Origin of the sequence: Kitasatospora sp. SUK 42 (genome assembly GCF_015776785.2) — a bacterium.
Lineage (GTDB): Bacteria > Actinomycetota > Actinomycetes > Streptomycetales > Streptomycetaceae > Kitasatospora.
Window position 1 is genome coordinate 1,261,775 of the sequence record NZ_LFMD02000003.1, and the last position, 12,887, is coordinate 1,274,661.

General features: G+C 71.7%; 7 protein-coding genes. 1 reads left to right on the forward strand and 6 read right to left on the reverse strand.

All coding sequences use genetic code 11. The features are described 5' to 3' along the window. The first annotated feature begins 486 nt into the window (after positions 1 to 486). Entirely contained in the window at positions 487 to 1,137 is a 651-nt protein-coding gene (locus RZ50_RS15350; protein ID WP_196948341.1) for a hypothetical protein, read from the forward strand. 13 nt (positions 1,138 to 1,150) lie between these two features. Here RZ50_RS15350 and RZ50_RS15355 read toward each other — a convergent pair whose 3' ends face one another. The 6 genes from RZ50_RS15355 to RZ50_RS15380 all read right to left on the reverse strand — a co-directional run bounded on the left by RZ50_RS15355 (position 1,151) and on the right by RZ50_RS15380 (position 12,869). After that, positions 1,151 to 2,107, reverse strand: coding sequence for a CU044_5270 family protein (locus RZ50_RS15355; RefSeq protein WP_196948342.1), 957 nt, complete (start codon positions 2,105 to 2,107; stop codon positions 1,151 to 1,153). Beyond that, positions 2,104 to 2,697: an RNA polymerase sigma factor gene (locus RZ50_RS15360; RefSeq protein WP_254802502.1), complete on the reverse strand. Its 594-nt coding sequence runs from the start codon at positions 2,695 to 2,697 to the stop codon at positions 2,104 to 2,106. Before RZ50_RS15360 ends, RZ50_RS15355 begins: the two co-directional genes overlap by 4 nt. 153 nt (positions 2,698 to 2,850) lie before the next feature. Then, the gene (locus tag RZ50_RS15365) at positions 2,851 to 5,034 is read right to left on the reverse strand and encodes a DEAD/DEAH box helicase (RefSeq protein WP_196948344.1); all 2,184 of its coding nucleotides are present in this window, start codon (positions 5,032 to 5,034) and stop codon (positions 2,851 to 2,853) included. Positions 5,035 to 5,189: 155 nt separating this feature from the next. Next, positions 5,190 to 10,136, reverse strand: a complete 4,947-nt coding sequence (locus RZ50_RS15370; RefSeq protein WP_196948345.1) for an NAD-glutamate dehydrogenase — start codon at positions 10,134 to 10,136, stop codon at positions 5,190 to 5,192. Between the two features lie 285 nt (positions 10,137 to 10,421). Further along, positions 10,422 to 12,047, reverse strand: coding sequence for an L-glutamate gamma-semialdehyde dehydrogenase (gene pruA, locus RZ50_RS15375; protein WP_196948349.1), 1,626 nt, complete (start codon positions 12,045 to 12,047; stop codon positions 10,422 to 10,424). Between the two features lie 165 nt (positions 12,048 to 12,212). Next, complete coding sequence (locus RZ50_RS15380) at positions 12,213 to 12,869, reverse strand: HAD family hydrolase (RefSeq protein ID WP_196948346.1); 657 nt, start codon at positions 12,867 to 12,869, stop codon at positions 12,213 to 12,215. Positions 12,870 to 12,887: the final 18 nt, after the last annotated feature.

The following is a 12,887-nucleotide window of genomic DNA, read 5'->3' on the forward strand; positions in this document are numbered from 1 at the left end:
CCCCGCCCGCCGCCGCTTCGGCGGGGCCGAAGCGGCGGCGGCATTGAACATCCTCACTTTGCGCAGGAAGTCGACCGGGCCGACTTCCTGCGCAAAGGCGAGAGGGGCGCAGCAGGACGGCGTTGGCGACCATCGGGCCGAACGCTGTGGGGATTAATGCTGCTTCGTTTCGCTGCCCCTCCGGACGAGTCCGGAGGGGCAGCGAAAGCAACCAACTGGCCAAGGCTCGCATCCACACAACGGAATGCTTCCAACCGCCCACACTGCGCTCTTGACGCTCCATGCGTCGTCCGCAGGGGTTCAGGCGCAACCGTGCGCAACTGGCTTGATACAGGAGGGCGCCATGGAGCTAGATTTCATCGGGATCGACCCCGAGACCGGCAAGGACGGCTCACCGACCGTGTGGGTGGACCACGAGCGTCAGGAGATCGTGATCCAGGGCTGGAAGGCCTTGGAGGAGCTGTTGGCCACGATCAGTGGGGCCACGTGGACGCCGGGTACTACCGGGTCGACACGTTCCGGCTGCCCGACGGCACCGTCCGTTCCGAGGCTCAGGTCTTCGACACGCCCCAGCTGGCACCGGCTGTCCCCCACCCGGCCGCCGGTGAGCGGGCCACCGGCCGCGCTGTCACCCCTCCCGTAAAGAACCCGGGAGAAGTACCCACCCTCCCCGCCCAGTTGACGCAGGCGGACGAGCAGACCCGCATGGCGGTGGCGGCGCTCTTCCGCGCGATTCGGCCCGAACCGCGGCTGCGCCTCGGCATGGCCGAGGCGCAGCAGTTGGCGCCCCTCGTCGTCCAGTGGCTGGAACGCGGCAGCACTGCGGCCGAGTTGGCCCAGGCCCTGCTCCCCGGCCTGCCCTCACCCGTGGTGCACTCCCCGGTGGCGATCCTGCGCGACCGACTCCAACGCAAGCTGCCACCCATGCGATCGGGCCCCCCGCCGACCGCCTACTCCGAGTGCGCCAAGTGCCACGATCCGGTGCCGCGCCCCGGCATCTGCCGACCGTGCGCGGGCCTCGGCACCAGAACCGTCGCGGTCGGCACCGGCGCCGCCGCCACCCGGGGCGGCGTCGCCCGTGCCCGGGCGGCCCTGCGCGGGCGGCACGAGCCGCTCACCATGGCGGGCATCGGCTGACCCGCAGGGGTGGCTACGGGCGGACGCCGGGTTCGTCGACGACGGCGCGGACGAGGACGGCCATCTGGCCGGTGACGTCGCCCTTCTTGAAGGTCCCGTTGTCGGTGGCGACGACGGTGCGCTCGCCCCGGAAGGTGTAGTCGGCCTGGTCGAAGATCCACTGGGACTCGACCTTCCCGCCGCCGTCCACTCGCGCGACCGCGACTCCGGGGCGGCCGGCGGCGTCGGTCACCGAGTCGATCACCGTGACCCCGGGGATCTTCGCCGCCGCTCGGTACAGTGCGGCGCTGACCGCGGATGGGGCGATCTGCTCGCGCAGGATGTCGCCGATGGTCCTGAACGCCTCCTCGTCGGGGCCGGGCCCCTGGCCTGCGGTGTCCGCGTGGATCTTGGCCAACAGCGCCTCCGGGTCGGTCGGCAGGGCGGCAGCGTAGGCGTAGCTGCCGATCCCGGCGAAGGGTGCGGGTTCGCCGGGTGGCTCGTGGTCGTCGCCCCCTCCGGGGTTCGGCAACTGCCCGTTCAGGAGGAGCAGGTCCCGCTTGCCGCCGTCGACGGACCTCCAGACCTCCCGTTCCCTCGGCGCCCCGCCCTCCGACTTCGCCCAGTCGTCCAAGCTCTTCACGTAGACGAACTGGTCCCCGCGTGCCGCCGGCACCGGCTGCTGTTCGACCGCTCGCGCCGCGCGGTCCAGTACAACGGCCGCCACCGGCCGGGTGGAGTCGATGCCCGGCCCCGCCCCCGGCCCCGGCTCCGCCGAGCCGCCGACCAGCACCAGGGACAGCGCCAGGCCTCCCGCCAGGGCCGGCAGGGCCACCCAGCCGAGTCGGCTCCGCCGGGGCACGGCCGCCGGCCCGCGCGCGAACTGGTTCATCAGGTGCCCGCGCATCAGCCGCCCTCGGTCGGCGGGGAGTTCCGGACCGTCGGGTGGTGCCAGCAGCCGGGTGAGCTCGGTGCGTGCGTCCTCGTTCATCGCTTCGTCTCCTGAGTCGTCTGAGTCGTCTGAGTCGTCGACCGGGCCGCCTCCGTGCGGCCACCCCCTACCTGTCCGGCTCCCTGCGGAAGTTCCCGCGTGTTTCGAAGCTCCTCCTCCACCAGCGCACGGAGCTTGGTGCGGGCGCGCGAGAGCCGCGAACGCACCGTGCCGATCGGCACCCCGAGCGCCTCGGCCGCGCTCGCGTAGTCCAGGTCCGCCCAGACGCAGAGCCCGAACACCTCGCGCTCGGCCTTGCGCAGCCTGGCCACGGCCCGCCGCACGGCCGCCAGCCGTGCATCGTCGTCGATCCGCCCGACCAGCTCGTCGGCGAAGTCCGGCACCACGGCCCGGCCGGGCAACCGCGCCATCCCCGCCCGGTGCCGCCGGGCCGCCCGGGTCGTGTTGCGCAGCACCTGGGCGGCGATCCCGAACAGCCAGGGCCGCACCGGGCCGCCGTCCTCCCGCAGCCTGCCGCGCAGGCGCCACGCCTCCAGGAAGGTCAGCTGGACGACGTCCTCCGCGACCGCCCAGTCCCCCGCCACCCGCGCCGCGTACCGGTACAGATCCCCTGACGTCTCATCGAACAACTCCCCGAACGCCCACTGGTCACCACTCCTCAATCGAGCCCGCTGCGACAGTTCCACGCCCCCCACCTGTCCGCACCCGCCGCCGGGTTCCCACCGGAATGCGGCGGAGGGCCCCGACGAACCGGGCGGTTCGTCGGGGCCCTGGTCGACCGGTCAGTCCGTCAGGCCCGCGGCCGCCTCCGGCACCAGGCCGAGGCGCAGTTGCTCCTCCTCGACGATGCGCCGGGCCAGCGCCGTCTCCGACACGTCCAGGGCCTCGGGGGTGGTCTCGGCCAGGTCGCTGCGCCGGGCGTAGGCGGCGAACAGCTGGTCCTTGCCGGCGAGCATCCGCACCATCGCCGCGTCGACGCCCTCCACCGTCAGCAGGCGGTGCACCTGGACGGTCCTGGTCTGCCCCATCCGGTGGGAGCGCGCGACCGCCTGGCGTTCCAGGGTGGGCTTGATCTGGGGTTCGCAGATGATCACCACGGACGCCGCCTGGATGTTGAGCCCGATGCCGCCCGCCTCGATCTGGCTGAGCAGCACGGCCGGACCGTCGACGGCGGTGAACTCGTCGACCAGCTCCTGGCGCCGGGCCGCGGTCACCCCGCCCTCGATCGGGCCGATCACGACGGCCCGGCCGTCCAGCCGCTCGGCGACGGCTGCGAGCACCGTCCGGAAGTAGGAGAAGACGACCACCTTGCGGTTGTTCTCCCGCGCCTCCGCGACCAGTTCCGCCAGCCGCCGCAGCTTCGCCGACCCCTCCGGGTTCGCGTAGGCGGCCCGCCGCATCGGCATGATGTGCCCGGCGGCGACGGCCTCGCGGTAGGCCTCGTGGTCGGTGGGGCTGAACTCCTCCCACTCGTCGACCTCGATCAGGTCGGGGAGTTCGGCCAGCACGTCCTCCTGGTTGCGGCGCAGGTAGGCGGGGGCCACGAGCCTGCGGAACTCCGCCGAGCCGATCACCACGTCGCGGCCCCGGAGGCTCTCCACCAGCTCCGGCTGGAGGTGGCCGACCAGGTTGCGGAACTCGTCGACGCGGTTCTCCATCGGGGTCCCGGTGAGGAACAGCACGTGCCCGGAGCGCCCGATCCAGTCGGCGACGGCCCGGGAGCGCCTGGCCGACGGGTTCTTGACGTAGTGGGCCTCGTCGACGACGAGCATCGCGGGCCCGGCCGGGTCCGGTTCGAGGTTGTGCAGGCCGGAGACGCTCACCACGGCCACGTCCCCGGCGCGCCGCCACTCGTCGAGGTGGAGGAGGCGGTCCGGGCCGTGGATCAGGTAGGCCTTCAGGGTGCTGCGCCGCTCGATCTCCCGCGCCCAGTTGATCATCACGCTGGCGGGGCAGACGACCATGAAGTGCGTGCCGCCCTCCGCCTTCAGGTGGGCGAGCGCGGCGATGGCCTGGATGGTCTTGCCGAGGCCCATCTCGTCACCGATGATCACCCTGCGCTGGGCCAGCGCGAACCGGGCGCCGAACTCCTGGTAGCCGCGCAGCGAGACCCGCCGGTGGCGGTCGTCCAGCGGCTGGGCGCGGACCCGGTCCGCGAGTTCGGCGGGCAGGTGGCCGTCGGTCGCCGCCGGTCCGGCGGTCCGGCCGACCGCCTCGGAGAGCACGCCGTAGTACTCGGGCGCCCGGAGTTCGTAGTCGATCCAGGCCTCGGTGTCCGAGGAGTGCACGCGCAGCAGGTCCGTGGCGGCCTGGGCGAGCAGCAGCGGGGTCCCGTCCGCCTCCGACAGCTCCAGCCACTTCCCGAGCCGCCGGACGGCCCCGGACGCCGCGTCCTTCCGCTCGCGGCCGGCGAAGAGGCCCCGCAGCCGGCTGCCGGCCGGGCGGGCGTCGGCGAGGAGCCTGGGCAGCTCCGCCTCGATCCCGTCCGCGGCCCGGCGGGCGCGGGCGAGTTCCGGGCCCGCCGCGACCAGCCTCCCGAGGGCGCGGACCAGCGCGGTGGAGGCGGCGTCCTGGTGCTCGACGTCCAGCCGGACGGCCACGCTCTCGGCCGTCGCCTCGGCCAGCCGCTCCGCCGCGACCTTGAGCTGGGACGCGCTGGTGGCCCCGATGCCGTTGACCGACCGGAGCTCGTAGAGCGACGCCGCGTGCACCTGACCGACGTTCGAGTACCCGGCCCGTTCCAACGCGGTCGTCCGCAGGCCCCCGTCGGCGACCTCCTTCAGCCGTGCGAGCGGCATGGCCGCCAGTTGTTCGCCGGCGAGGGCGGCGGTCAGCGGCGCCAGCGCGGACCGGACGGCCTGCTCGGCCTCCGCGTGGCCGGCCAGCAGGACGCGCGCCGAGGCGAGGAGCCGCTCGGCCCCCCGGATCGTCTCCCTGGCCGCTCCGAACCCGCGCTCCGGACCCATGCCCCGCCCCTCACGCCACGCCCCGCACGTCCTCGGGTCGGCACCCTATCCCACGGTGCCGACGCCCCCGCCCGGCAGGAACGGCACGCGGGAACGGCACAGCGGAAGGGGCCCGCGTCCGAGGAGGACACGGGCCCCTTCCGGGCAGCCGTCCGTCAGCGCATCGAACCGGTGCGCAGCAGGGTGCGGATGACGCGCATCGCGACCGAGAGGCTGGACAGCTCGTAGTTGTCCGAACCCCTTATGTCGTCGAGGGTGCTCTTGGCGCGGTTCAGCAGGGTGGCGTTGAGGTCCGCCCAGTCGCTGTACCGCTCCTCCGGCGTGGCGCCCTCGGTGCCGCAGGCCAGGATGTCGGCGGTCAGCGCCGCGTGCGCCGCGAAGAGGTCCTCGCGGATCGCGGCCCGGGCCATCGACGACCAGCGGTCGGTGCGGGGCAGGTCGATGATGCGGTCGAGCAGGTGCGAGATCTGCAGGCGGTCGCCCAGGTCGTAGTACAGCTCGGCGACGTCGGCGACGTCCTTGCCGGAGCGGTCCGCGACCTCGGTGATGTCCAGGGCCGGGAAGACCGAGGACAGGCCGGCGATCCGGGTGGCCAGCTCCTCCGGCACCCCGGCCGAGGCGAGCTCGCCCTGGATCCCGTCGAACCAGGCCTGGTCCTCACCGCGCAGCGGCTTGGGCAGCGAGCCCCAGACCTGGTTGACCCGGTCGTGGAAGAACTCGATGGTGCCGGCGATGTCGAGCGGCTGGCGGCGGTTGTTGAGCATCCACCGGGTGGCGCGCTCGACCAGGCGCCGCGAGTGCAGTCGCATCTTGGTCTGGACCCGGGCGGGGACCTTGTTGTCCAGGCCCTCGATCTCGGCCCAGATCTCCTCCAGGCCGAAGACGGCCCGCGCGGCGGTGTGCGTCCGGGCGATCTCCTCGTAGGTCGCGCCGGTCTCCTCCTTCAGGCGGAAGGCGAAGGTGCAGCCACCGCGGTTGATCGTGTCGTTGACGATCAGCGTGGTGATGATCTCGCGGCGCAGCGCGTGGCCGTCGATCGCGTCGGCGAACCGGGCGCGCAGCGCGCTCGGGAAGTACTCGTGCAGCGAGGCGCGGAAGTACGGGTCGTCGGGCAGATCGGTGGCCAGCAGCTCCTCGGCCAGGATGATCTTGGTGTAGGCGAGCAGCACGGACATCTCGGGCTGGGAGAGCCCGCGGCCGCTCTGCTGGCGCTCGCGGATCTGCCGCTCGGCGGGCAGGAACTCCAGGCCCCGGTCGAGCTGTCCGGCCGACTCGAACCGGTTGATCATCCGGGCGTGGACGTTGACCATGCTGTGCGCCTGGGCGACGGCGTTGGCCAGCACCACGTTCTGCGCGTAGTTGTTGCGCAGCACCAGGCGGCCGACCTCGTCGGTCATCTCGGCGAGCAGGGCGTTGCGCTGCTTGACCGTCATGTCGCCCTCGGCGACGACCTGGTTGAGCAGGATCTTGATGTTGACCTCGTGGTCCGAGGTGTCCACGCCGGCCGAGTTGTCGATGGCGTCGGTGTCGATCCAGCCGCCGGTGCTCTCCGGGCCGCCGACCGCCGCGTACTCGATGCGGCCGAGCTGGGTGCAGCCGAGGTTGCCGCCCTCGCCGATGACCCGGGCGCGGACCTGCTCGCCGTTGACGCGGATGGCGTCGTTGGCCTTGTCGCCGACCTCGGCGTTGGTCTCGGCGGAGGCCTTGACGTAGGTGCCGATGCCGCCGTTCCAGAACAGGTCGACCGGCGCCTGCAGGATCGCCTTCATCAGCTCGGCCGGGGTCAGGCGGGTCGCCTCGACGCCGAGGGCGGCCCGGACCTGCGGGGTCAGCTGGATCGACTTGGCGGAGCGGGGGTGCACCCCGCCGCCGGCCGAGATCAGCGACTTGTCGTAGTCGTCCCAGGAGCTGCGCGGCAGCTCGAACAGGCGGCGGCGCTCGGCGTAGGAGACGGCCGCGTCCGGGTTCGGGTCGAGGAAGATGTGGCGGTGGTCGAAGGCGGCGACCAGCCGGATGTGCTCGCTGAGCAGCATGCCGTTGCCGAAGACGTCGCCGGACATGTCGCCGATGCCGATGACGGTGAAGTCCTCGGCCTGGGTGTCGACGCCGAGCTCGCGGAAGTTGCGCTTGACCGACTCCCAGGCGCCACGGGCGGTGATGCCCATGCCCTTGTGGTCGTAGCCGGCCGAGCCGCCGGAGGCGAAGGCGTCGCCCAGCCAGAAGCCGTACGACTCCGCGACGCCGTTGGCGATGTCGGAGAAGGTCGCGGTGCCCTTGTCGGCGGCGACGACCAGGTAGGTGTCGTCCTCGTCGTGGCGGACCACGTCGGCCGGGTGGACGACCTCGCCGGCGACCAGGTTGTCGGTGATGTCCAGCAGCGCCGAGATGAACGTCTTGTACGAGGAGACGCCCTCGGCCAGCCAGGCGTCACGGTCCACCGACGGGTCCGGCAGCTGCTTGGCGACGAAGCCGCCCTTGGCGCCGACCGGCACGATGACGGTGTTCTTGACCATCTGGGCCTTGACCAGGCCGAGGATCTCGGTACGGAAGTCCTCGCGCCGGTCGGACCAGCGCAGACCGCCGCGGGCGACCTTGCCGAAGCGCAGGTGCACGCCCTCGACCTGCGGCGAGTAGACCCAGATCTCGAACGCCGGGCGCGGGGCCGGCAGGTCCGGGATGGCCTTCGGGTCGAACTTCATCGACACGTAGGAGTGCCAGTCGCCGGAGGCGTCGTGCTGGAAGAAGTTGGTCCGCAGGGTGGCCTTGATGAGGTTCAGGAAGGAGCGCAGGATGCGGTCCTCGTCCAGCGAGACGACCTCGTCGAGCGCGCCGGCCAGCTCCTCCAGGATGCCCTCGGTCAGCTCGGCCGCGCCCAGCTGGTGGCTCGGGCTCAGCCGGGCCTCGAACAGGTTGACCAGCAGGCGGGTGGTGTGGGTGTTGTTGCGGAGCGCGTCCTCCATGTAGTCCTGGGAGAACGTGGAGCCCGCCTGGCGCAGGTACTTGGCGTACGCGCGCAGCACCATCGCCTGGCGCCAGTTGAGCCCGGCGGTCAGCACCAGCTCGTTGAAGCCGTCGTTCTCGGCCTTGCCGGTCCAGGTGGCGGCGAAGGTCTCCTGGAAGCGCTCGCGGGCCTCGTCGGTGAGCTCGGTGGCCTCGCGCAGCTTCAGGCCGAAGTCGTACACCCACGCGGTGGTGCCGTCGGAGCGGCGCAGCGCGTACGGGTGCTCGTCCAGCACCTCGACGCCCAGGCGCTGCAGCACCGGCAGGACCTCGGTGAGCGAGATCGGGCCGCCGACCCGGTAGATCTTGAAGCGGCGCTCGTCGTCTCCGGCGCCGACCGGCTGGTACAGGTTCAGCCGGAAGTCGCCCGCGCCCTGCAGCGACTCGATCTGCTTGATGTCGGCGACGGCGGTGCGCGGCGGGAAGTCGGCGCGGTAGCCGTCGGGGAAGGCGTTGGCGTACTTGTGGCCGAGCTCGGCGGCCCGCTCCTCGCCCAGCTCGGTGTGCAGCTGGTCGTTGAAGCCGTCCATCCAGAACCGGGCGGCCTCGGCGAGGCGGTTCTCGATCCGCTCGACGTCGCTGTCGGTGAGCTTGGGCAGCTCGGTGCCCGGGGCGACCCGGACCACGAAGTGCAGGCGGGTCAGCACCGACTCGGTGGCGTACACCGTGTAGTCGATGGCGGCGCCGTTCAGCTCCTCCTTGAGGATGTCGGTGATCAGCAGCCGGATGCGCGTGGTGTAGCGGTCGCGCGGCAGGTAGATGAACGCCGAGAAGTAGCGCCCGTACTCGTCCTGGCGCAGGAAGAGACGCAGCTTACGGCGCTCCTGCAGGTAGAGCACGCTGGTGGAGATGGAGAGCAGCTCGGAGGCCGAGGTCTGGAAGATCTCGTCCCGCGGGAAGGTCTCCATGATCTGCAGCAGGTCGCGGCCGTCGTGGCTCTGGCTGGAGAAGCCGGAGCCGTCCAGCACCTCCTGGACCTTGCGGCGCACGACCGGGATGCGGGTGACCGACTCGGTGTAGGCGGCGGAGGAGAACAGGCCGAGGAAGCGGCGCTCGCCGGTGGGCTCGCCGGCGGCGTTGAACTTCTTCACGCCGACGTAGTCCAGGTAGGCCGGACGGTGCACGGTGGAACGGCTGTTGGCCTTGGTCAGGACGAGGAGCTTCTTCTCGTGGGCCTTGGCGCGCACCGGCGCGGAGAGCCGGCCGAAGGCCTCGGAGACGGAGTGGTGGCGGTCGTCGTGGCTGTGCGGGTCGGAGCGCAGGATGCCCAGGCCCGTCCCGGCGACGGCCTTGAGGACCTCCTCGCCCTCGTGCTCGACCAGGTCGTACTCGCGGTAGCCGAGGAAGGTGAAGTGGTCGTCGGCGAGCCAGCGCATCAGCTCCCAGGCCTCGCCGACCTCCTGCTCGGCCAGGCCGGCCGGGGGCTCCTCGGCCAGCTCGTCGGCCAGGCGCAGCGAGCTGTCGCGCATCTTGGCCCAGTCCTCGACGACCTCGCGGACGTCGCCGAGCACGCGGCGCAGGTTGGTCTCGATGCCGCGCAGGTCCTCGCGGTCGGTCTCGCGGTCGATCTCGATGTGCATCCACGACTCGACGGTCGCGTCGGCGGGCCACTCGGCGCCGGCGGCCTGGCTGCGGGAACAGGCGTCGACGTCCAGGATCTCCAGCAGCTTGCCGGTGATGTCACGGCGGACCACCAGCTGGGGGTGGATCACGATGTGGATCGCGCGGTCCTGACGGGACAGCTCGTTGGTGACCGAGTCGACCAGGAAGGGCATGTCGTCGGTGACGACCTCGACCACGGTGTGGCCGCAGGACCAGCCGTTCTCCTCGACCGAGGGGGTGTACACCCGCACCTCGGCGGTGCCCTGCGGGCGCTTGAGGCCCAGGCGGTAGTGGGAGGCCGCGGCTCCGTACACGTCGACCGGGTCGAGGTCGACCAGGTCCTCGGGCGCGGTGTGGAGGTAGTAGTGGTGCAGGTACGCGGTCAGAGCACCGTTGCTCAGACCCTCCCCCGGCGCCGCTCCCCCCACCTGGCTGTTCTCAGCGGCTACGGCTGCCTTCTTGAGCAGTTCGGCCTTGGCTGCGTCCAGCTTGGTCTGCATGACTTCTTGGCTCCTGTCGCGCGCCGTTGCGTGACTCGGTGGTGTGTGGATGTACACCGACGGGTCACCGCAATCCTGCCGCACCATCCGACTGAAAGGGGCTCATGGCGCGCATGAAACGTCCTCCCAGCGGGTAGGACGACACGTTCGCCCTGCAAGCCACCCGACGACGCCAGCCAGCCTAACCGGATCAATCGAAGGTGCACAGGGACAGGGAGGCGCAAACCCGCAGGATGTCAGGTCCGTCCTGGACAGCATGTCCAAACCGGAGCCTGATGTTCACTCTCAGCCCATATGCGGGTATCCGTGCCGGGTCGGCGGGACGAAGGTCTCCTTGATCGCGCGGGCCGAGGTCCAGCGCCGCAGGTTCTGCGCGGCGCCGGCCTTGTCGTTGGTGCCGGAGGCGCGGGAGCCGCCGAAGGGCTGCTGACCGACCACGGCGCCGGTGGGCTTGTCGTTGATGTAGAAGTTCCCGGCGGTGAACCGCAGCTCCTCGACGGCCTGGGCGATGGCGTAACGATCCTGCGCGATCACCGAGCCGGTCAGGCCGTACGGGGCGCCGGAGTCGACCCGGCCGAGCACGTCCTCCCAGCGGGAGTCCTCGTAGACGTGGATCGCGAGGATCGGGCCGAAGTACTCGGTGCGGAAGATCTCGCCCCGGTGGTCGGAGGAGACCAGGACGGTCGGACGGACGAACCAGCCGATCGCGTCGTCGTACTGGCCGCCGGCCACCAGCTCGACGGTCGGATCGGCCTTGGCCCGCTCGATGGCGTTGCGGTTCTTCTCGAAGGCGCGCTTGTCGATCAGGGCGCCCATGAAGTTCGACAGGTCGGTGACGTCACCCACCGTCAGGGCGTCCACCTCGGCCAGGAAGTCGTCCTTGATCCTCAGCCAGAGGCTGCGCGGCAGGTACGCGCGGGAGAGCGCCGAACACTTCTGGCCCTGGTACTCGAAGGCGCCGCGGATCATGGCGGTCTTCAGGATCTCCGGGTCGGCCGAGCGGTGGGCCAGCAGGAAGTCCTTGCCGCCGGTCTCGCCGACGATCCTCGGGTAGGTGCGGTAGCCGCCGATGCTCGCGCCGATGGTCTGCCAGAGCGACTGGAAGGTGGCGGTGGAGCCGGTGAAGTGCAGCCCGGCCAGCGCGGGGTCGGTGAGGGCGACCGGGGAGACCTGCAGACCGTCGCCGGTCACCAGGTTGATCACCCCGGGCGGCAGGCCGGCCGCCTCCAGCAGACGCATCAGGTGGTACGCGGCCAGGGTCTGGGTCGGCGCGGGCTTCCAGACCACGGTGTTGCCCATCAGCGCGGGGGCGGTGGGCAGGTTGCCCGCGATCGCCGTGAAGTTGAACGGGGTGATCGCGTAGACGAAGCCCTCCAGCGGGCGGTGGTCCACCCGGTTCCACACGCCCGGCGAGGAGATCGGCTGGTCGGCCAGGATCTGCCGGGCGAAGTGGACGTTGAAGCGCCAGAAGTCGATCAGTTCGCAGGCGGAGTCGATCTCGGCCTGCTGCACGGTCTTGGACTGGCCGAGCATGGTGGCCGCGTTGAGCGTCTCCCGCCAGGGCCCGGCGAGGAGGTCGGCGGCGCGCAGGAAGACCGCCGCCCGGTCGTCGAAGGAGAGCGAGCGCCACTGCCGCCCGGCGGCCAGCGCCGCGTCCACCGCCGCCCGGGCATCCTCCCGGGTGGCGTTGCCGTACACGCCCAGCTTGGCGGCGTGGTGGTGCGGCTGGACGACGTCGATCCGCTCGCCGCTGCCGAACCGCTGCTCGCCGCCGATGGTCATCGGCAGCGGGATCTGCTCGGCCGCCAGCTCGTCCAGCCGCCGGACCAGCCGCTCCCGCTCCGCGCTGCCGGGCGCGTACGTCCGCACCGGCTCGTTGACCGGGTTCGGCACCTCGGTGACTGCGTCGATGGGCATGGCGGCTCCGTCCTGCTGGGCTCCCGGTACGGGTCCAGCCTGACCAGCGGGGGCGGATTCCGCCCGTTCAGACACGCGGACGGCGGACGTGGCGCCCGCCACTGAGGGCACCTCCCGACCCGCCGCCCGACCCCGCCGCCCGCGCGGCCCGTCAGCCGCTCAGTCCGTCAGCCGGCCCGCCAGCTCGACCGCCTCGGCCAGGCTGTCCACCACCGGGACGCCGACCGGCTCCAGCTTCTCCCGGGTGTGCGAACCGCCGGTGTAGAGCACCGCGCGGGCGCCCACGTGCAGCGCCGCCAGGGCGTCGTCGGCGGCGTCGCCGATCAGCACCGTACGGGCCGGGTCGACGTGCTCGCCGAGCGCGGCCAGGTGGCGGGTCAGCTGCTCCGCCTTCATCCCGCCGGACGGGCCGCTGCGGCCGTCCACCCGCAGGAAGCTGCCGGTCAGGCCGAAGGTGTCGACCATCGGGACGAGCTTGTCGTGCTCGTACATCGACAGCAGCGACTGGCTGTGCCCGGCCGCCCGCCAGTCGGCCAGCAGCTCCCGCACCCCCTCGGTGAGGCCGCAGGCCGGGCTGAGCTCGCGGTAGCGGACGTGGAAGGCGTCGTCCAGCTCCAGCCATTCCTCGGCGGAGGGCATCCGGCCGAGCAGCCGCTCGTAGAACCGGGGGATCGGGATCTCGTACTGCTCGCGGTACTGCTGCATGGTCATCGGGCCGATGCCGATGGTCTCGAACGCGGCGTTGCTCGCGCCGAGGACCGCGTCCATGTCGTGGAAGAGCGTTCCGTTCCAGTCCCAAACGATGTGAGTGCGCACGGAGGAAAACGGTAACCC